This is a genomic window from Desulfoluna sp. HI9BLuna (assembly GCF_056829775.1).
In genome coordinates this window covers 3,184,496-3,204,727 of record NZ_CP186555.1, presented here as the reverse complement: position 1 = coordinate 3,204,727, position 20,232 = coordinate 3,184,496, and the positions used below count along the sequence as shown (strand labels likewise).

The 20,232-nt window shown below is 59.9% G+C and carries 16 protein-coding genes; 14 read left to right on the top strand and 2 right to left on the bottom strand.

Annotated elements, in window-relative coordinates; translation table 11 throughout:
* Positions 1-219: 219 nt before the first annotated feature.
* Positions 220-1,644, bottom strand: a complete 1,425-nt coding sequence (gene ahcY / locus ACOYW0_RS12955; RefSeq protein ID WP_482414296.1) for an adenosylhomocysteinase — start codon at positions 1,642-1,644, stop codon at positions 220-222.
* 226 nt (positions 1,645-1,870) lie between these two features.
* The gene (locus ACOYW0_RS12950) at positions 1,871-2,809 is read right to left on the bottom strand and encodes an ArsR/SmtB family transcription factor (protein ID WP_482414295.1); all 939 of its coding nucleotides are present in this window, start codon (positions 2,807-2,809) and stop codon (positions 1,871-1,873) included.
* 300 nt (positions 2,810-3,109) lie between these two features.
* Between ACOYW0_RS12950 and ACOYW0_RS12945 the strand changes: the two genes are divergently transcribed.
* The 14 genes from ACOYW0_RS12945 to ACOYW0_RS12880 all read left to right on the top strand — a co-directional run bounded on the left by ACOYW0_RS12945 (position 3,110) and on the right by ACOYW0_RS12880 (position 20,057).
* Positions 3,110-3,436, top strand: coding sequence for an Hpt domain-containing protein (locus tag ACOYW0_RS12945; RefSeq protein WP_482414294.1), 327 nt, complete (start codon positions 3,110-3,112; stop codon positions 3,434-3,436).
* Positions 3,437-3,476: 40 nt separating this feature from the next.
* Entirely contained in the window at positions 3,477-4,592 is a 1,116-nt protein-coding gene (locus tag ACOYW0_RS12940; RefSeq protein ID WP_482414293.1) for a response regulator, read from the top strand.
* A gap of 5 nt (positions 4,593-4,597) precedes the next feature.
* Entirely contained in the window at positions 4,598-5,032 is a 435-nt protein-coding gene (locus tag ACOYW0_RS12935; protein WP_482414292.1) for an ATP-binding protein, read from the top strand.
* A gap of 86 nt (positions 5,033-5,118) precedes the next feature.
* The gene (locus ACOYW0_RS12930; protein WP_482414291.1) at positions 5,119-5,883 is read left to right on the top strand and encodes a class I SAM-dependent methyltransferase; all 765 of its coding nucleotides are present in this window, start codon (positions 5,119-5,121) and stop codon (positions 5,881-5,883) included.
* A 26-nt stretch (positions 5,884-5,909) separates the two neighbouring features.
* Entirely contained in the window at positions 5,910-6,938 is a 1,029-nt protein-coding gene (amrS, locus tag ACOYW0_RS12925; RefSeq protein WP_482414290.1) for an AmmeMemoRadiSam system radical SAM enzyme, read from the top strand.
* Positions 6,922-7,842: a UbiA-like polyprenyltransferase gene (locus ACOYW0_RS12920; protein WP_482414289.1), complete on the top strand. Its 921-nt coding sequence runs from the start codon at positions 6,922-6,924 to the stop codon at positions 7,840-7,842. Before amrS ends, ACOYW0_RS12920 begins: the two co-directional genes overlap by 17 nt.
* 1 nt (position 7,843) lies before the next feature.
* Positions 7,844-8,428, top strand: a complete 585-nt coding sequence (locus ACOYW0_RS12915; RefSeq protein WP_482414288.1) for a UbiX family flavin prenyltransferase — start codon at positions 7,844-7,846, stop codon at positions 8,426-8,428.
* Positions 8,429-8,723: 295 nt separating this feature from the next.
* On the top strand, positions 8,724-9,215 hold the full coding sequence (locus tag ACOYW0_RS12910; RefSeq protein ID WP_482414287.1) for a pyridoxamine 5'-phosphate oxidase family protein: 492 nt from the start codon (positions 8,724-8,726) through the stop codon (positions 9,213-9,215).
* A 382-nt stretch (positions 9,216-9,597) separates the two neighbouring features.
* The gene (locus ACOYW0_RS12905; protein WP_482414286.1) at positions 9,598-11,424 is read left to right on the top strand and encodes a UbiD family decarboxylase; all 1,827 of its coding nucleotides are present in this window, start codon (positions 9,598-9,600) and stop codon (positions 11,422-11,424) included.
* 650 nt (positions 11,425-12,074) lie between these two features.
* Positions 12,075-13,496 (top strand): sigma-54-dependent transcriptional regulator, encoded by a 1,422-nt coding sequence (locus ACOYW0_RS12900; RefSeq protein WP_482414285.1) that lies wholly within the window; start codon positions 12,075-12,077, stop codon positions 13,494-13,496.
* Positions 13,497-13,793: 297 nt separating this feature from the next.
* The gene (locus tag ACOYW0_RS12895) at positions 13,794-15,161 is read left to right on the top strand and encodes an acyclic terpene utilization AtuA family protein (RefSeq protein ID WP_482418809.1); all 1,368 of its coding nucleotides are present in this window, start codon (positions 13,794-13,796) and stop codon (positions 15,159-15,161) included.
* Positions 15,158-15,475 carry a DUF4387 domain-containing protein gene (locus ACOYW0_RS12890; protein ID WP_482418808.1) on the top strand — a complete coding sequence of 106 codons (318 nt, stop codon included), beginning with the start codon at positions 15,158-15,160 and terminating at the stop codon, positions 15,473-15,475. Before ACOYW0_RS12895 ends, ACOYW0_RS12890 begins: the two co-directional genes overlap by 4 nt.
* A gap of 835 nt (positions 15,476-16,310) precedes the next feature.
* On the top strand, positions 16,311-18,518 hold the full coding sequence (locus tag ACOYW0_RS12885) for an ATP-binding protein (RefSeq protein ID WP_482418807.1): 2,208 nt from the start codon (positions 16,311-16,313) through the stop codon (positions 18,516-18,518).
* A gap of 504 nt (positions 18,519-19,022) precedes the next feature.
* Positions 19,023-20,057, top strand: a complete 1,035-nt coding sequence (locus ACOYW0_RS12880) for a KamA family radical SAM protein (protein WP_482418806.1) — start codon at positions 19,023-19,025, stop codon at positions 20,055-20,057.
* Positions 20,058-20,232: the final 175 nt, after the last annotated feature.

Below are 20,232 nucleotides of genomic sequence, written 5' to 3'. Positions count from 1 at the left end.
AAAAACCATTCAGTGATAGCCCCAGGCGGCTCTGCCGAGGAGCGCTAAAAAGAACGGAATGGTTACAATAAAAAAGCCCGACACCATTAAAGCATGGTGTCGGGCTTTCTTGTTTTTTACGGGCGAATGCTCTGGGCCCGAGGAACGAGGGCCCAGAGCATTCGCAACCTGGGGTGCAGGGGATTTATCCCCTGCCCGCCGGAGGCTGGCTTTTGGCCCTTAGTAACGGTAGTGATCCGCCTTGTAGGGACCTTCCACGGGCACGTTGATGTAGTCTGCCTGCGCCTTGGTGAGGGTGGAGAGCTTGACGCCGAGGCGGTCAAGGTGGAGACGGGCCACCTCTTCGTCCATCTTCTTGGACAGGGTGTAAACCTTCACCTCGTAGTTGCCGGTGGCCAGCTCGATCTGGGCCAGGGTCTGGTTGGTGAAGCTGTTGCTCATAACAAAGCTGGGGTGGCCGGTGGCGCAACCCAGGTTCACCAGACGGCCTTCGGCCAGGACGATGATGGAGCGACCGGAGTTCAGGGTCCACTTGTCCACCTGGGGCTTGATGTTGAGCTTGGTGCAACCGTCGTTGGACTCAAGGTAGGCCATGTCGATCTCGTTATCGAAGTGACCGATGTTGCAGACGATGGCTTCGTTCTTCATCTTCTCCATGTCGGCACCGGTGATGACGTGGTAGTTGCCGGTGCAGGTGACGAAGATGTCGCCCTGGCCCACTGCGTCTTCCAGGGTCACGACCTCAAAGCCTTCCATGGCGGCCTGAAGAGCACAGATGGGGTCGATCTCGGTGACCAGGACTCGGGCACCGTAACCGCGCATGGAGCGGGCGCATCCTTTGCCCACGTCGCCGTAACCGAGGACGATGACCACCTTGCCGGCCAGCATGATGTCGGTGGCACGCTTGATGCCGTCGGCCAGGGACTCCTGGCAGCCGTAGAGGTTGTCGAACTTGCTCTTGGTGACTGAGTCGTTGACGTTGATGGCGGGGAAGAGAAGCTCGCCGCGCTCTTCCAGCTGGTAGAGGCGGTGTACGCCGGTGGTGGTCTCCTCGGAGACGCCCTTGATCTTTTCAGCCATCTTGGTCCACTTGGTGGGATCCACTTTGTAAGCGGCCTTCAGGCGGTCCAGCAGGCACTTTTCTTCGGCGTTGCCGGGCTCACGGTCGAGGAGGGAGGGGTCTTTCTCGGCCTTCACACCTTCGTGGATCAGCAGGGTGGCGTCGCCGCCGTCGTCCACGATGAGATCGGGACCGCTGCCGTCAGGCCAGGTCAGGGCCATCTCGGTGCACCACCAGTACTCTTCCAGGGTCTCGCCTTTCCAGGCAAACACCTTGGCGGATTCGTTGGCGGCAATGGCTGCGGCTGCGTGGTCCTGGGTGGAGAAGATGTTGCAGGAAGCCCAGCGGATGTCCGCCCCGAGCTCCTTGAGGGTTTCAATGAGCATGGCCGTCTGAATGGTCATGTGAAGGCTGCCGGTGACCTTGAGGCCCGCCAGGGGCTTTTCGGGTCCGTACTTCTCGCGGGAAGCCATGAGGCCGGGCATCTCCAGCTCGGAGAGCTGCATGTCCTTGTTGCCCCAGTCCGCCAGGGAAATATCGGCCACCTTGTGTGTAAGGGTCAAATCGAGTTCCTGAAACGCCATGTCGCGTCCTCCTTAAAGAATGTCTGTAGTCAATGACTGTTTGGTCTTTGGGTTGTTTTAATTCGGTATATATAAAAAGTTTGAACAAATGCCATTTTAAATGCGGATGTGATTTGACCCGAGGAACGAGGGGCAAAACACATCCGCTACCAGCTTTCAAGGTGGTACACCTTGCCGCCGGAGGCTGTTTTTTTTCCACTGAATAGTTACAAAAGTTGCTCGCCAATCAGGTCGCCCCCACCTTGCCGCCGTCGGCTTTCACCGCCTGGCAGATCATCACCGCAGGCCCCCGGGCAGGCGCAAAATGCCGGGTGCTCTCCACGGCAAACCCCGCCTCGCGGATCCAGGCCAAAAGCTCTGCTTCGGAAAAACCGAGCCAGCGATCTCCGAAGCGGTCCCTAAGGGACTCGTCGGCGTGCCGGCCAAACTCGGCCACGAGGAGCCGCCCCCCGTCGGCCACCACCCGTCCGGACTCGTTGAGGGCCAGGCGCGGATTGTCCAGGTGGTGCAGGGCAAGGGAGATGACCGCCAGGTCCGCTTCCCCGTCCCCCATGGGGAGATGTTCGAGTTCCCCGAGGCGCAGGTCGAAGCCGCCGCCCAGGGCCTGAAGCCTTTTTTCCGCCTCCTTGAGCATGTTGGAGGAGCTGTCTACCCCCACCACTTGTGAAACCCGCTCGGAGAGCCGGGCCATGAGAGCCCCGGTTCCGCAGCCCAGGTCCACGGCCGTGCTGCAGGGCCGGATATCGGCCATGAGGGCCTCGTTCAGATCAAAGTCACCGATGAGGTCCACTTTCAGGTGTTCCCATCGGGGGGCGATGTCATCAAAGAATTTCTGGCGGCGGAGCCTGCGCTCAAAGACGATGGCTTCGGCCCGGGCAAGGTCGTCCTCCATGAGGGACTCCCCTTGTGACAACGACTCCACCAGGGTGGCCACCAGGGCCCCTGCCCCTTCGTTGGCTGCCGAATAAAAGGCCCACACCCCGTCGCGCCGACAGGAGAGGAGCCCGCAATCCGTGAGGATTTTCAGGTGCCTGGAGATCCGTGACTGCCCCATGTCCATAAGCCCGACGATCTCGTTGACGCTCATCTCATGGTGCAGCAGAATATGGTAGAGGCGGATACGCGTGCTGTCCGCCATGGCTTTGAAATAGATCAGACTTTTCATCCCCGAAGGATCCCCCTGCCGTGAAAATATCCATATATCAAGATTTATTGATATATAGAGTTTCCCTACTCCTGTCAAGTGGTTGCCCGCTTCCCCATCCGGAAAATCACCTTGCACCCCGATGACGCCACAGCTATAATTAGCGATGCGAGCGCTACACAGCCCCGACCGACAAGGCCCTGCACCGGCCTTCCGCATGATTTCCCGCCACGGCTGGAAATCGGCCCCTGTCGTTCAACCGACATGACCCTGTTTTGCCCCGACCAGCCACCCTGACGGGCGATCGAAGGACTGACACCCATGGATTTAAAAGCAATCGGAGAAGATCTCGGCCTGGAAGAGAGCGAGTTCCTTGAAATCGTTGAGCTCTTCCTGGAAACGGCGGAAGCCGATATCACACGCCTCAAGCAGGCCATCGACGGCCACGACATGCAGACCCTCACCGAGGCGGCCCACTCCCTTAAGGGATCCGCCGGCAACCTGGGTTTTACCGAAATCTATCGTCTGTCCAAAGAGATCGAAACCGCGGCACGAGAACACACCCTGGACAGCCTTGGCCCTGTCCTGGAATCCATCGAAACCCTGAAGGGAGATATTAAAGACGCCCTGAACGCCAAGACAGCCTGACCACACGCCGACGGCAGGCCGTCCCCCATCGAGGTGAGCCATGTCCCCCAGCTTCACCATTCTGGTCGCCGACGACAACTCCGTGAACCGTCTGCTCATGGCCAAGACCCTCCAAAAGGAGGGATACCGCATCGTCACGGCCGATTCCGGTAAAGAGGCACGGCACCTTGCCGATGAAGAGCCCCCCGACCTCATCCTCCTGGATATCTGCATGCCGGGTGAAAGCGGGTTCGATGTCATCAAGCACTTTAAGTCCGATGCCCGCACTGCGGCGATTCCCGTCATCTTCCTCACGGCCCTTACCGATGTCGACTCCAAAATCGAAGGGTTCAACTTAGGGGCCGTGGACTACATCACCAAGCCCTTCCACCCCGAGGAACTTTCCGCCCGGGTCAGCCTCCACCTGAAGCTCTCCATCGCCACCAACTCCCTGATCAACAGCCAGGCGGAAAAGCTTCGCCAGCTCACCGAGGCCCAGGCCTCCTTTCTCATCACCCCCGAGCAGGAGCCCGGCGCCCGCTTCGGCGTGCACTACCTGGCCCTCCACGAGGCCGGGGGTGACTTCTACGACGTCCTGCACATCTCCGACCACATCTACGGGTACTTCATCGCCGACTTTTCAGGCCACGACATCAGCACCGGCTACCTCACCTCCTCGGTGAAGGGGCTCCTCAAACAGAACTGCACCCAGATCTACACCCCCCTGGAGAGCATGAACCTCATCAACGGGGTCCTGGTGGAGATCCTCCCGGCGGAAAAGTACCTCACCGCCTGCTACGCACGCCTGAACCGACGCAAAGGGATCATGGAGATCGTCTTTTCAGGGCACCCGCCTGTCTGCTACGTGCCCCAGGGCGGTCCCCCCGAGCTCGTGGGGGCCGACGGCGACCCCATGGGCATGTTCCAGAGCGCCCTGTTCGGCCTCACCACCCTCACCGTCTCCAAGGGCGACCGGGTGTACATCTATACCGACGGTCTGGTGGAGTCCCCGTCCACCAAAAAAGTCTGGCACAGTGAAACGGAAAAGATGCTCGAAGCCTGCGACCGGGCGCGATCCGAGCCCATCACAGCAGCTCCCCGTTCCGTCTCGGATTACCTCTGCCCCAACCGGGAAGCCCAGGAAGACGACGTGGTCATCCTCGCCATGGAGATCTGAGCCCTATGAATCCTTTTGTCGTGACAAAAAAAGCTGACGGCCTGGAAATCGACATGCAGGCCTCCCTCGCCCTGGTGGACCGCGCCGTGGATGAAGTCACGGCATTCTGCAGGCAGCGCGGCATCTCCAACGCTCTTTTTGCCATCATCATCACCATGCGGGAGGGGCTCACCAACGCCGTCCGTCACGGCTCGTCCCTCTCCCCCGATGCCCAGGTCCGCTTCTCCATCTTCCTGGCCGACGACACCGTTCACATGGAATTTGAAGACAAGGGCCCGGGGTTTGACTGGCAGACCATGATCGACAGCCAGGCTGCCAGTGATTCCGAGGGGGGACGAGGCATTGAAATCATGAGAAAATACTGCCACAACATGGCCTACAGCAAGCGGGGCTGTCATCTGCACCTCACCATCCGGGTCGCAGCAGAGAAGTCCGACTGAGATCAAGGGGTCGGCCGGGCCCGATTTTTTTGCTCAGCCGTCAATAATGATTGATAAAACACTCACAATTTTCTACCTTTACAGCCATGGGACACGTATTCAACTTTCAGGAAGCCGGGCAATATGCCCAATGGCTTGAAATGGATCGGCACCGGGACGCAGCCGAGCGCCAAAGCCAGCTGATGGTGAAGCTCATCAAGCCGGCCTATGGAGACCGGCTCCTGGACATCGGCTGCGGAACGGGCATCACCCTTGCCTGCCTGGACCACATCAAGCCGGGCCTGGACCTCACCGGCCTGGACGCCTCCACCTACATGCTTGATATCGCCGGAGAAAAGCTGAACCACCGCGCCGATCTCTTCAAGGGAAGCGCCGAAGCCCTGCCCTTTGAAGACAACGCCTTCAACTTTGCCGTCCTCAACCTCACCCTGGAGTTCGTGGACTCCCCGGAGAAAGTGATCGCCGAGGCAGCGCGCGTGGCCAAGGACCGCCTCTACATCGGCTTTTTCAACCGCCTCTCCTTAGGAGCCGTGCCCTCCCTGGGCAAGGGTCTCCACGGCAATGCCGTCTATTCCAAGGCACGGTTTCTCTCCACCTGGGAGGTCCGGCAGATTATCCGGGGCCTTTTGGGCAAGGTGCCCCTGACCTCCCGCACCATTACCTATCATCCTCCCTCGGGAGGCCGGCTCCTGGGGCGTCTCTTCCACCGTCTGCCCTACGGGGCGTACACCGGCCTGTCCGTCAGCCTGGTCCCCCGATTCACCACCCGTCCCCTGACGCTGTTCGCCGATAAGCCCCACCCACGGAACATGAGCATCGGGGAGCAGTATTTTAAACCCGATCCCCGATAACCCCCCTTGTGGCCAAGGAGCCCATCATGGTCGAAGCCCTGTTGTATGAACGACTGGAAAACAATGCGGTGCGCTGCAACCTCTGCAGCCACCGCTGTACCATCAAGGAAGGCCAAAGGGGACGGTGCAGTGTTCGGGAAAACCAGGGGGGCACCCTCGTCTCCCTGGTCTACGGCCAGCTGGTGGCCGCCGCCTCCGACCCGGTGGAAAAAAAGCCCATCTGGCACCTGGCCCCGGGGAGCCTCTCCTACTCCGTGGCCTCCGTGGGCTGCAACTTCAGCTGCAGCTTCTGCCAGAACGCCGAAATCTCCCAGCTCGCACCGGACGACAACGGCCGCACAGGCATCACCGTCACCCCGGAGCAAACCGTGGCCGAGGCCCTTAACGCGGGGGCGCGCAGCATCGCCTTTACCTACACCGAGCCCACCGTGGCCTTTGAGTTTGTCCTGGACACTGCCCGCCTGGCCCGAAGCCGTGGGCTCTTCACCATCCTGGTCACCAACGGCTTCCTCACCTTTGAGGCCATCGACCTTCTGGCCCCGTACCTCACAAGCGCCAACGTGGACTTAAAAGCCTTTACCGAGGCCTTTTACACCCGCTATTGCCGGGCATCCCTGGAACCCGTCAAGGACGCCATCCTCTACATGAAACAACAAGGGGTGGCCCTGGAGATCACCACCCTGGTGATCCCCGACCTCAACGACGGCGCCGATGAACTCAAAGAGATCGCCCGATTCATTGCAGAAGGGCCGGGCATCGACACCCCCTGGCACCTCAGCCGCTTCTACCCCACCTACCGCATGACCGATCATCCCCCCACCCCCATGGAAACCATCCTCATGGCTCGGGATATTGGCATCGAAGCCGGATTGCGCTATGTATACACGGGCAATCTTCCCCACAACACGGGGGAAAACACCTTCTGTTACGGCTGCGGCAAAGCGGTGATCCAGCGATCGGGGTACCGGCTTACGGCCGTGGATATCAAGGACAACCGCTGCAGCTTCTGCGGCACCTACATTGACGGTATTGATATTGATGGACAGACTTCGTAATCGGCTCACAGCGGCCTTCACCTCCCCTTCTGCCGCAAAAGTCAAAGAGACCCTCATCGTTTACGGGCGCATGATCAAGTTCAGCCACACCATCTTCGCCCTTCCCTTTGCCCTCTCCGCCGTGGTCCTTGCCACCGCCGAAGCGCCCCTCACCATCGGAAAACTCTTCTGGATCCTGGTGGCCATGGTGGGTGCCCGCACCGCCGCCATGGGCGTGAACCGCATCGTGGACGCCGACATCGACAGCAGCAACCCCCGCACGGCCATGCGGGAGATCCCCAAAGGCGAGATCGGCAAAAAAGAGGCCTGGCTCGTGGTGGCCGGATCCTCCCTGCTCTTTGTCTTTGCCGCGGCCATGCTCAGCCCCCTGTGCTTTAAACTCTCCTTTCCCGTGCTGCTCCTTCTGGGGGCTTACTCCTTTACCAAACGATTTACCTGGCTCTGCCACATCTACCTGGGCTTTGCCATCTCCCTGGCACCCCTGGGTGCCTGGATCGCCATCACCGGAGGCTTTTCCGGCGGTATCCTCATCCTGACCCTGGCCCTTCTCACCTACATCGCAGGCTTTGATATCCTCTATGCCTGCCAGGACAGCGACTTTGACCGGGAAAAGGGCCTCCACTCCATCCCGGCCACCATGGGCATCAAAAAGGCCCTGAAAATCTCCACCTGGATCCACGTCGCCACCTTCGGGTTCATGCTCCTGCTCTGGCCCGTCTTCAGCCTGGGCTGGCCCTACGGCCTGGCCGTGGCCCTCATCGGAGCGCTTCTCGTGGTGGAACACAAGCTGGTGAACCCCGACGACCTCTCCCACGTCAACATCGCCTTCTTCCACATGAACAGCATCATCTCCGTGGTGCTCTTCTTAGGGATCCTGGCCGGCCACCTCACAGGGGGCGCCTAAAATGAAGCGCATCGTCACCGCCCTCACCGGCGCCTCGGGCGCCCTCTACGGCCTCCGGCTGGTGAAAGCCCTGGCCGAGGCCGGTGCGCACATCGACCTCATCGCCTCGGACGCCGCCTTCATCGTGGCCCAAGAGGAGCTGGGCCTCCCAAAAGAGGCCTTCCTGGAAAGCCTGCTCGGCTTCGGCCCTGAAAGCATCGAGATCCACGCGGTGAACGACTTCACCGCAGCCCCGGCCAGCGGCTCCTGCCCGGTCCACGCCATGGTGGTGGCTCCCTGCACCATGGCCACCCTGGCCGCCATTGCCACAGGCAACGGCCACAACCTCATCCACCGGGCTGCAGACGTCACCCTGAAGGAAAAACGCCCCCTGATTATAGTCCCCCGGGAGATGCCCTACAGCCTCATCCACCTCAACAACATGACCGCCGCAGCCACAGCAGGTGCAACCATCCTGCCCGCCTCCCCGGCCTTCTACTCCAGGCCCGAGACCCTGGAAGCCCTGGCCGATACCGTGGTGGCCCGCATCCTCGACCACATCGGCATCACCCCGGCCAAAGACCTGGTAAAGCGGTGGAAAAGCTGAAAAACAACCATTCAGGTTAAAAACTGCCTCCGGCGGCAAGGGGCTTAAGCCCCTTGACCCCAGGTTCGCACATGCTCCGGGGCTCGTTCCTCACCCCTGCGCATGTGCTGACGGGCTTCGCCCGTAAAAAAGAACGTTGAAGGCGCTGGCTCCTTTGTCATACCATGTGGTTTTTCTGTTAAATGAGCATCCCCCGCTTCGCTCAGCCCTTCAGGGCTGAGCGAAGCGGGGGATGCAACCGAAACGTTTTTGGTCCAGCTTTTTTCAAAAAGCTGGCCGCCGGAGGCACATACCCTTGGAGAAAACCTCGGAAAAGGCAGCAGGACTTCTCAACCGCGCGCACATCATGACCCTGGCCACGGCCTGTGACGGAAAGCCGTGGGCGGCGGCTGTCTATTATGTGGCGCACAAGGGGAGCCTCTACTTTTTTTCGAGCCCGGATTCGAGACACATTATAGAAGGAAAAGGAGAGGCGTCTGCGGCAACGGTCCACGAAAACCCGTTTTATTTCCAGGAGATCGAAGGCCTGCAAATGGAAGGGGTGATCACCAAAGCAGGCTTGACGCCAAGGGCCATGGGAGCCTTTTCCCGGTATGTGAAGCGGTTCCCCTTTCTCAAGGACCTCTTTGCCCCGCAGCACCTGGGAAGCCTCGCCGGTTTCCTCGCCGCAGGCAAACCCAAGTGGTACCGGTTTACCCCGGAGACGGCCCTCTACCTTGACAACAGCGAGGGTTTCGGCCACCGTGTGGAAGTCAACCCGGACGCGCTTTTTCCTCAAGAGGAATAAAAAGGGCAGGCCTCCGGCGGCAAGGTGTGCCACCTTGAAAGCAAATAGCGGATGTGATTTGCCCCTCGTTCCTCGGGTCAAATCACATCCGCATTTATAACGGCATTCATGCAACTTTTTTTATGACCTATTTGTTAAACTTTTTAAAAGTTTAGCCCCCGGCAGGGCCGCCGGAGGCATAAGCTGAATAGTTACCTAAAAACAAATGAAAGGCTGTTGGAATCCACGGGACTTTAACCGGAGACAACCTGATTAGCGGCTTTGATCTTAACCTATCCACGGGCGAAGCCCGTCGGCCAATGGGATCGACCTGAGGAACGAAGGTCGAGAGCATTGGCGAACGTGGGGTCCAGGGGATCATCCCCTGGCCGCCGGAGGCACCATGACCTATGCCAGTATGAGAGAGTGTGTGGAGGATTTGGAGGCCAACGGCCACCTGATTCGTATCCAAGAAGAGGTGGACCCGTACCTGGAGATGGCGGAAATCCATCGCCGGGTCTATGCGGCGGGGGGGCCTGCCCTGTTCTATGAGAAGGTCAAGGGGTCTCCCTTTCCAGCGGTATCCAACCTCTTCGGGACCCTGGAGCGATCCCGGTTTATCTTTCGCCACACCCTGGACCGGGTCTCCCGCATGGTGGAGGCCAAGTCAAACCCGGCCTCCCTTTTAAAACACCCGCTGAAAAACCTCATGCTGCCCTTTGCCGCGGCCTGCGCCCTGCCCCGAAAGGTAAAAGAGGCCCCTGTCATGGAGTGCACCACCGACCTCTCCAGCCTTCCCCAGGTCACCTGCTGGCCCGACGACGGCGGCCCCTTTGTGCTCCTGCCCCAGGTCTACTCCGAGGATCCGAAAAAGCCGGGGATCCTGGGCTCCAACATGGGCATGTACCGCATTCAGATGGCGGGAAACGACTACGAAAAAAACCGGGAGGTGGGCCTTCACTACCAGATCAAACGGGACATCGGCCGCCACCACGCCCATGCCATTGAAAAGGGTCAACCCCTGAGGGTTTCTGTCTTTGTGGGGGGGCCGCCTGCCCACACCTTTGCCGCAGTGATGCCCTTGCCCGAAAACCTGCCCGAAGTGGCCTTTGCAGGGGCCCTTGCCGGGCGGCGGTTTCGCTACGCCAAAGCAGGGGGCCACACCCTCTCGGCCGAGGCCGACTTCTGCATCGTGGGCACCGTGGATCCCAAGGCGGTGAAGCCGGAAGGGCCCTTTGGAGACCACATCGGCTACTACAGCCTCACCCACCCTTTCCCCTTTTTGAACGTGGAGAAAGTCTACCACCGCAAGGACGCCATCTGGCCCTTTACCGTGGTGGGCCGTCCCCCTGCCGAGGACACCAGCTTCGGGGCCCTCATCCACGAAATCACCGGCCCTGCCGTGCCCGATTCCATCCCCGGGGTGTCGGCCGTCCATGCGGTGGACGCCGCTGGGGTCCACCCCCTGCTCCTGGCCATGGGCAAAGAGACCTATGTGCCCTACGCCAAAGACGACGCCAAAAAGCCCATGGAGCTCCTCACCCTGTCCAATGCCATCCTGGGCTTCGGCCAGTGCTCCCTGGCCAAGTATCTCTTCATCGCGGACGAAGGGGACAACCCTGCCCTGGACATCCATGACGAAAAGGCCTTTTTGGTCCACCTTCTGGAGCGCATGGACTTTTCCCGGGACATCCACTTCCAGACCCGGGCCACCATGGACACCCTGGACTACTCCGCCGAGGGCCTCAACGAAGGCTCCAAGGTCGTCTTTGCCGCTGCCGGAGAGAAAAAACGCACCCTTGCCACCACCCTGCCCCCGGCCCTCTCCCTGCCCGAGGGCTTTTCCAATCCCCGCCTTGCCCTGCCCGGCGTGGTCATGGTGGAAGCGCCCCCCTTCACCGATGCCGAAACAGGCGAAACCACAGCCCAGGAGCTGGCCTCTCACCTGGCCCAGGTCGACACCACGGGCATGGCTCTCGTGGTCCTCACCGAGGACGCCGAGTTTGCCGCCGCCTCCCTCAACAATTTTCTCTGGGTCACCTTCACCCGCTCAAACCCCAGCCACGATATCCACGGGGTGGAAGCCACCACCATCCACAAACACTGGGGATGCACCGGCCCCGTCATCATCGACGCCCGACTCAAACCCCACCACGCTCCGCCCCTCATCGAAGACCCGGAAGTTTCCGCCCGCGTGGACGCCCTGCTCCGTGACAACGATATCCTGTAACACAACATGCCTCCGGCGGCGAGGTGGAGCCACCTCGAAAGCATATTGCCATTGCGCTTTGCCCTTCGTTCCTCAGGGCAAAGCGCAGTGGCCTTCGGCTCGGGCTACGCCCGACATAAACGCTGATGGTTTGTGCGGGCTGACTCGCACGTTTCGAAGTTTCAGGATACGTTGTTGCCACTTATTCATTATCGATTTAAGGCTATGACAAAATAAAATATTCACGCAGTGAACCTTACCGATCGATCCATTCCCATCACCGATCTAACGGCTGACATGAGATGGTGTATGATTAGCTTACGGCCGAGCCCTTAACCGTCCTGCCGCAGTTATCCCGGTCAACGTCAATCGATGTCTCCAGAGCAATAAAAAGGGCCTCTCCTGCAAAAACGGTTGCCATATGTCACACGTCACGCGAATGCCCCGAGAACAGTCGTAAAATGAACACCTCCATGCATTCGCCAAAGGGTTTCAAGGTACCCCCACCTTGCCGCCGGAGGCACCTGAATCGCTTTATTTTTTTCATCAGGCCTTCATGCGCTTTTGAGGCACAACCGCGTTGACAACAAACACGGGCGTTTCGTATGGTCGGGATGAGTCTTGTTGGTTTGGGCGGAAAAGGCCCTTTCTTTGGCATGTTTGAGGTGTGTATGGCCCGAGTACTGATTATCGATGACGACGAAACCCTTTGTTACTCCCTTTCCAGGGTGGTGCGCTCCGCCGATCATGAAGCCCTGACGGCCCAGACCCTGCACGAGGGGCTGGCCCTTGCCGAGGCAGGGGATGTGGACGCGGTGTTTTTGGACGTGCGCCTGCCCGACGGCAACGGCCTGGAGGCCTTGCCGGCCCTACAGAAGGCCCCGTCCGCCCCGGAGGTGATTATTCTCACGGGCCTGGGAGACCCGGACGGCGCCGAGCTTGCCATGATCAACGGGGCCTGGGACTACATCGAAAAAACCGCCTCGAAAAAAGAGATCACCCTCACCCTTGCCCGTGCCCTTCAGTACCGCCGGGAAAAGGTCTCGGCCATGGAGCGCAATCCGGTGGTGGCCCTGAACCGCGAGGGCATCGTGGGGGAGAGCCCTGTGATGAACGACTGCTTTGACCTGGTGGCACGGGCCGCGGCCAGCGACGCCAGCGTCCTCATCACTGGGGAGACCGGCACCGGCAAGGAGCTCTTTGCCCGGGCCGTCCACGCCAACAGCCTGCGGCAGAACGCCCCCTTTGTCATCGTGGATTGTGCCTCCATTCCCGAATCCCTGGTGGAGAGCCTCCTCTTCGGCCACGTCAAAGGCGCCTTTACCGGGGCGGACCGGGACCGCATCGGCCTCATCGCCCAGGCCCACAACGGCACCCTCTTTCTCGACGAGGTGGGTGAACTCCCCATGTCCCTGCAGAAAGCCTTTCTGAGGGTCCTGCAGGAGCACACCATCCGGCCGGTGGGAAGCCGGGAGATGGTGACAAGCCACTTTCGGCTGGTCTGCGCCACCAACAGGGACTTGGAGGCCATGGTCAAGGAGGGCACCTTCCGCAAGGACCTGCTCTACCGCATCCACGCCTTCTCCCTGGAGCTGCCCCCCTTGCGCCAACGGGGAACCGACCTGCGCGAGATCGCCTCCTACCACATCGCCCGGTTCTGCAAAGAGACGGGGCGGGACCAGAAAGGGGTCTCCTCGGACTTCTTCGACGTGCTGGAAAAGCACAGCTGGCCGGGCAACGTCCGGGAGCTGGTGAATGTCCTGGACCAGGCCCTCATCTCCTCCCGCCATGAGCCCACCCTCTTTCCCAAGCACCTGCCCATGAAACTCAGGGCCCGGGTGGCACGGGCGCGGGTCAGCCATGGCGACCACCCATCCGATACCCAAGGCCCGGAGGTAACCCCACATTACGACCCCGAGGCCATGCCTCCCCTCCAGGCCTATCGGGACCTCGTCTGCGCCGAAGCCGAAGCCCGCTATCTCAAAGACCTCATGGCAGCCAGCGGCGGCAACGTGAAAAAAGCCTGCGCCACGGCAGGCCTCTCCCAGTCCCGCCTCTACGCCCTGCTCAAACGGCACGACATCTCCCACTGATGCCCATCCCCATTCCTGCCCCGCAAGAAAAATGCCTGCGGGGCAGGAGAGTCTCAGGCTTCCCCTCGTCCCACGCCCAACCCCATTTCCAGCACAAACCTCATCCATTTCAACATATTGTACCCTGCCATCCCGATTTGGTACGGCTGTTGCTATTTCTCTTGGGCAACAATGTCTTTGAATGCGCCTCCTGGGCACCAGGATGCCGCCCGATCATGAGACCGGCCCGCTCGCGCCGCCCCACAAGCGCCCCCGGACTCCGGCCGTACGCACCATCAAGAGAAAGGATCATGCAGGATGCAAGAACTCAGGGTGTTGTCACCAACCGCCATACTGGGATACGGATTCCCCATGGCCTCCTTTGAGGAGGGCATGAAGCGAAAACCCCATGTGATTGCCGTAGATGCCGGTTCCACGGACCCCGGGCCCTACTATCTGGGCGCGGGCATCTCCTTTACCGATGCCACGGCCGTCAAGCGTGACCTGGCCGTCATGATCGAGGCAGCCATGAAGGCAGGCATCCCCGTCATCGTGGGAACAGCCGGAGGCGCAGGCGGAGAGCCCCATCTCGCCGAGGTGGTGGAGATCGTCCAAGCCATCGCCCGGGAAAAAGAGCTGACCTTTCCCATGGCCGTGATCCACGCGGAAATCGACAAAAAAACCGTGGCCCGCAAGATGGCCGAGGGAAAGGTGAGCCCGCTGCACCCCGCCCCCGAACTCACCGACGAGGAGTTGGACCGCACCGAACGCGTCGTGGGCCAGATGGGCCTGGAGCCCATGATCACGGCCCTGGACAACGGAGCCCAGGTAATCATCGCAGGGCGCGCCTACGACCCCACGGTCTTTGCCGCATTGGCCGTCAAAGAGGGCTTTGATGCGGGCCTGGCCCTTCACATGGGCAAGATCCTGGAATGCGCGGCCATCGCCGCCACCCCGGGCAGCGGCAGTGACTGCATGTTCGGGTACCTGGCCAAAGACCACTTTCGCCTGGCCCCCCTCAACCCCATCCGAAAATGCACCACCCTTTCGGTGGCTGCCCACACCCTCTACGAAAAGACCGACCCCTATCACCTGCCCGGCCCCGGCGGCCTCATCGACCTGTCCGAGACCACCTTCGAGCAGGTCACCGACAGCATGGTCAAGGTCTCGGGCTCCCGGTTCGTGCCCTCAAAGGCTTACACCATCAAGCTGGAAGGTGCCAAACGGGTGGGCTTCCGCACGGTCTCCATCGCAGGCACCCGGGACAGCATCATGATCTCCCAGATCGACACCATCATCGAAGAGGTCAAAGAACGGGTCAGAGACAACTTCTCCGAGGCGGGTTTCACCTACCACCTGGACTTCAAGATCTACGGCAGAAACGGGGTCATGGGCAGCCTGGAGCCATGTACGGACATCCCCGGCCACGAGATCGGCATTGTCATCGAGGCCGTGGCCGATACACAGAAAATCGCCAACACCATCTGCGGGTTCGCCCGCTCCACCATGCTTCACTACGGATACCAGGGCCGCATCTCCACGGCAGGCAACCTGGCCTTTCCCTACTCACCCTCGGACTTCAAAGCCGGTGAAGTCTTTGCCTTCAGCCTCTACCACATCGTGGAGGTGGACCCCCATGAACTGTTTCCCATCGACTACGTAACGGTTGGAGAGGAGCGCCCATGAAAACCACACTCAAAGAGATTGCCGACGTCATCCGTAGCAAAAACGCCGGCCCCTACGAACTGACCTTCGATATCATCTTCAAAACACAGGAAGCATTTGAAGCGGCCTGTGCCAATAAAATCATCAACGCAGAGGTCATGGCCGGGCTCTACCGCATCCCTGTCTCCGACGTCATCAACATCATCGAGTTCAAACCCGCCAAAGCCATCAAAGCCACCATCGTAAGACCCTTGGCCTCCGGGGAACTCGGAGAAACCGACGTCTACGGCGCCCAACAACACGCCCCCCTGGTGGACCTGGTGGTGACACTGTAATCGGCAGAAAACCGATTAAAAACCTGCCTCCGGCGGCGAGGGTGGCGAAGCCACTATAGCGAAAACACCTCGAAAGCTGATTGCCATTGCGCTTTGCCCTTCGTTCCTCAGGGCAAAGCGCAATGGCCTTCGGCTCGGGCTACGCCCGACATAAACGCTGAGGGGTTATGCGGACTGGCTCACAAACTTCAAAGTATTCAGCTTGTGTGACATTAAAAGAGGCGGTGTAAGTGCCTCTTTATGTGGCTGTGACGCGTCGCCCACGGTGTAGGATGTGAGGTAGGGTGCGCTTGCGCACCGCCGAAGAATCGTAACGGTCATGAAAACCCATGTACGGGTCATCTTCACGAAGAATAGAAATCTCAAAAGACGTTGAATTTCCGAACAAACGGTGCGCAAGCACACCCTACGGAATACCACATAATAAGCTGTTCAGATTATTATGGCAGCCAGGGGTAGATTGGGTTGAATAGATACGTTGATTATCAGATTCCTCAACGGGCGCAGCCCGTCCCGCATGTGACGGCCCTGTGGAAAGAAGGGACGGAGCATGTGCAAACCTGGGGTCCAGGGGTGGCGAAGCCACTTAAGCCAAAAATCCCCTGGCCGCCGGAGGCTTTTTTAAGGATTGTTTTTTACCATAGCACTGCCCCTCGGTTGACGCCTGCGGGGCATTTATCATAGGAAAAAGAGTGCGTGCCGGTTTGGGACGCTCAGGACATAAGGGGGTTCCAAGGTGTGCAGGTGGGTACTGTTTTTCTGGTGTATTGGAGTCTGTGTTGCGCCGTTACGCGCTGCCGGGGCCTCGGAGGGGAAAGACGTTCGGGACGTATTGGTGCTCAACTCGTACAGCCCCGGGTATGTGTGGTCGGACTGGAAGACCAAGGGCATCCGAAAGGTGCTGGATGCTGAGGGAAGTTCGGTCCGCCTCAGCTTTGAGTACATGGACACCAAGCGGTACAAGCCGTCGGAGATCTTCGACACCCTCAAGGAGGTCTACCGGCTCAAGTACGCGTCGGTCTCCTTTGACGTGGTCATCGCCTCGGACAACAACGCCCTGGATTTTCTGCTTCTGTACCGGGCCGCCCTTTTCCCCGGGGTTCCGGTGGTGTTCTGCGGGGTCAACGACTTTTCCAGGGCCATGCTTAAAGGCCAGACAGGCTACACGGGCATTGCCGAGGACTACGACCTCAAGGGGACCCTGGACCTTGCCCTGGCCATCCACCCGGAGACCACCCATGTGGCTTATATCTCCGGGGGCGGCACCTCCAGCCACATCATCCGCGATCAATTCGAGAGCCTCATCCCCGGCTACGCCTTCAGGGTGGAGTTCATCCGCCTCTCCATGATGTCTCCCGACGACCTGAAAAAAGCCCTGGCAGACCTGCCCGAGCATACCGTCATCCTCTACCTCTCTTACTACGTCACGCCCGACGGCACCCGGTTCACCGTGGCCGAGGGCCTCTCCCTGATTTTCGAAGCAGCCAGAAAGCCCATCTACGGTATCTGGGACTACACCCTGGGCAACGGGGCCTTGGGGGGCCGGATGCTGCGAGTTCAGGAGCAGGCCTCGGAGGCCGCGCGCATGGCCCTCAAAGTGCTTGACGGCACCCCGGTGGACGACCTCCCGGTGATGCGGGAAAGCTTCCTGGATCCCATTTTCGATTACACCATGCTTGATTACTTCGACATCTCCATGGGGCGACTCCCCGAGGGAAGCGTGGTGATCAACGAACCGGTGACGGTCTACTACCGCTACAAATACGTCATCTGGGCCACGGTTCTTTTTCTCATCTATCAATCGGTGACCATCGTGGTCCTCATGCGCATCATCGCCCGCAGGAAACGGGCGGAGGAGAGGGAAAAGGCGCTGGAGGCCCAGCTTCGACAGGCCCACAAAATGGAAGCCATGGGAACCTTTGCCGGGGGCATCGCCCACGACTTCAACAACATTTTGGGCGGCATCGCTACCTGCACAGAGCTTGCCGCAGACGAGGTGGAGGACAAAAGCCCGGTGCAGGAAGACCTGTCCCAGGTCCTCAAGGCCGTCAACCGGGGGAAAAGCCTGGTTCGCCAGATCCTTACCTTCAGCCAGAACAAGGACCGGGAGATGCAGCCCGTGCAGATGCGCCTCATCCTCATGGAGTGCACGCAGCTGCTGAAAAGCTCCATCCCCTCCACCATCGACGTGCGGCTCAACGTCCAGGCAGAGGCCGGGTTTGTGCTGGCCGACCCCACCCAGATCCACCAGGTGATCATGAACCTGTGCACCAACGCCAGTCACGCCGTGGCCAACCAGAAGGGGTGCATCGAGATCTCCCTGGAGGCCGTGGAGCTGAACCGGAAAGCCTCCCTGCGCCACCCGGACCTCCACAAAGGCAGGTACTCACGCCTCACCGTGCGGGACAACGGCAAAGGCATCGCCCCGGAAAACATGGAACGCATCTTCGACCCCTTTTTCAGCACCCGCAAAGAGAGCGGGGGTACGGGCCTTGGCCTCTCCATGTCCCACGGCATCGTCAAGAACCACGGCGGGGCCATCACCGTGGCAAGCCATCCGGGCCGGGGCACCATCTTCTCGGTGTTCATCCCCTGTGCCCACGGGGTAGCAACCGTCCCCGGGGAGGCCGCCGCCGCCCCCAACGTACACACCCAGGGCACGGTGATGCTGGTGGACGACGATGAGCAGATGCTCTACGGCACGGAAAAACTCCTCACCCGCATGGGCTACGAGGTGGCCGCCTTCTCCGGAAGCCTGGAGGCCCTCAAGGCCTTTCGCACAGATCCCATGCGCTACGACCTGGTCTTCACCGATCACATGATGCCATTTTTAAACGGAATAGAACTCGCTGCAGAACTGCTGGCCCTGCGAAGCGATGTTCCCGTGGTGCTCTGCACGGGCTATCAGGACGAACTCCAGGCCCTCACCCCGGACGTCCTGGAACAAAACGGCATCTCAGAGGTCCTCTCAAAACCCTTCAAACGACGGGAGCTGGAAACAATCCTTCCTGGCCTTTGCAAGGCAGACACATTTGACAAGTAAACTGCCTCCGGTGGGTCGCTTTTTGAAAAAAGCTCCGCAAAAACGTTCCGTTAATCAAGGCGCGTCTCTTCAGCCCCTGCGGGACAGAAGAGACGCGCCTTGATAAACGTAAAAATAAGAGGGGCCATGCAAGGTTGCTGTGTGCGCCAAAAAAACATGTTTAACAAACGTTTCAAAAGATTGCCCCCCGGCAGGGCCGCCGGAGTCAGTGCGGTTAAATCGGCAGTGGGCAAGTAGCGACAACGTACCCTGTGACTTCGAAGCTTGTGAGCCAGCCCGCACAAACCATTAGCGTTTATGTCGGGCGTAGCCCGAGCCGAAGGCCATTGCGCTTTGCCCTAAGGAACGAAGGGCAAAGCGCAATGGCAATATGCTTTCGAGGTGGCTCACCTCGCCGCCGGAGGCTTGCTTTTGCTCCCGACTTTAACCATAGAAGGCAAAAATCTAAATGCGTTGGCCTTTCGGCCTCTGTGCCTTACATCGCAACTGTGATAAAAGGCCCTTATGAACTGGAAAGAGATGCTCGACAAATCGGTGGTATCGGCACAAGATCTGGCCGATGTCCTGGGAGAGGAAACGGACGAAATCGCCCGTGTGGCCGGGGTTTACCCCATGCGTATTAACCCGTATTGGCTGAAGCTCATGAAAAAACCCGGGGACCCGTTGTGGCGACAGGCCGTGCCCTGCGCCGACGAGCTTTCGGACTCTCCCTTGCTGGAGGACCCCCTCTGCGAGGAGAAGGATTCTCCGGTTTTCGGCCTGACCCACCGCTACCCGGACAGGGTCATCTTTCTCGTCTCCAACCGATGCGCCCTCTACTGCCGCCACTGCATGCGAAAACGAAAAGTGGGCAAGCACCAGGGCGCGGTGACGGACGCCACCATCGAAGCGGGCCTAACCTACATCGAACAGACCCCTGCGGTGCGGGACGTCATCGTCACGGGCGGGGATCCCCTGCTCCTGGAAGACGCAAAGATTGACGCCATTTTAAAGCGCCTCTCCGCCATCCCCCACGTGGAGATGATCCGCATCCACACCCGGGTGCCCTCAACCCTTCCCATGCGCATCACCGAAGAGCTCTGTGCCGTGCTTTCCCAATATGAAAAGCTCTGGATAAACACCCACTTCAACCACCCGTCAGAGTTCACCCCCGAAGCAGAAAAGGCGCTCAGGCTCTTGAACCGAACCGGAGCGCCCCTGGGCTGCCAGACCGTGCTTTTAAAAGGCGTCAACGACGCCCCCGAAACCATGGCCGAGCTCATGCGCAAGCTCACCAAAAACCGGGTGCGCCCCTACTACATCCACCACGGGGACGCCGTCAAAGGCACCGGCCACTTCCGCACCTCCATCGAAACCGGCCTTGCCGTGGTCAACGGCCTGCGCGGCCACCTCTCCGGCCTCTGCGTGCCCGCCTACGTCATCGATCTGCCCGGAGGCGGGGGCAAGGTGCCTCTGCTCCCCGACTCCATCCTGGACCGGGACAAAAAAAGCCTCACCGTGAAAGGCTACGACGGCAAAACCTACACCTACCCACTATAAGCAGGGGCTACAGCCCCTGCACCCCAGGTTCGGGAATGCTCTTTCGCCTTCGTTCCTCAGGCTCATCACATTCCCTGACGGGCTTCGCCCGTGTGGACTATGACTTCCGAGGCTTCACCAAAATAATATCGCACCCGCGCTTCGTTTAAATTGCCCCGAAGGGCGATCAAACGAA

Coding starts and splice junctions, on each gene's coding strand:
- ahcY (WP_482414296.1), bottom strand. CDS start 1,644: ATGGCGTTTCAGGAACTCGATTTGACCCTTACACACAAGGTGGCCGAT.
- ACOYW0_RS12950 (WP_482414295.1), bottom strand. CDS start 2,809: ATGAAAAGTCTGATCTATTTCAAAGCCATGGCGGACAGCACGCGTATC.
- ACOYW0_RS12945 (WP_482414294.1), top strand. CDS start 3,110: ATGGATTTAAAAGCAATCGGAGAAGATCTCGGCCTGGAAGAGAGCGAG.
- ACOYW0_RS12940 (WP_482414293.1), top strand. CDS start 3,477: ATGTCCCCCAGCTTCACCATTCTGGTCGCCGACGACAACTCCGTGAAC.
- ACOYW0_RS12935 (WP_482414292.1), top strand. CDS start 4,598: ATGAATCCTTTTGTCGTGACAAAAAAAGCTGACGGCCTGGAAATCGAC.
- ACOYW0_RS12930 (WP_482414291.1), top strand. CDS start 5,119: ATGGGACACGTATTCAACTTTCAGGAAGCCGGGCAATATGCCCAATGG.
- amrS (WP_482414290.1), top strand. CDS start 5,910: ATGGTCGAAGCCCTGTTGTATGAACGACTGGAAAACAATGCGGTGCGC.
- ACOYW0_RS12920 (WP_482414289.1), top strand. CDS start 6,922: ATGGACAGACTTCGTAATCGGCTCACAGCGGCCTTCACCTCCCCTTCT.
- ACOYW0_RS12915 (WP_482414288.1), top strand. CDS start 7,844: ATGAAGCGCATCGTCACCGCCCTCACCGGCGCCTCGGGCGCCCTCTAC.
- ACOYW0_RS12905 (WP_482414286.1), top strand. CDS start 9,598: ATGACCTATGCCAGTATGAGAGAGTGTGTGGAGGATTTGGAGGCCAAC.
- ACOYW0_RS12900 (WP_482414285.1), top strand. CDS start 12,075: ATGGCCCGAGTACTGATTATCGATGACGACGAAACCCTTTGTTACTCC.
- ACOYW0_RS12895 (WP_482418809.1), top strand. CDS start 13,794: ATGCAAGAACTCAGGGTGTTGTCACCAACCGCCATACTGGGATACGGA.
- ACOYW0_RS12890 (WP_482418808.1), top strand. CDS start 15,158: ATGAAAACCACACTCAAAGAGATTGCCGACGTCATCCGTAGCAAAAAC.
- ACOYW0_RS12880 (WP_482418806.1), top strand. CDS start 19,023: ATGAACTGGAAAGAGATGCTCGACAAATCGGTGGTATCGGCACAAGAT.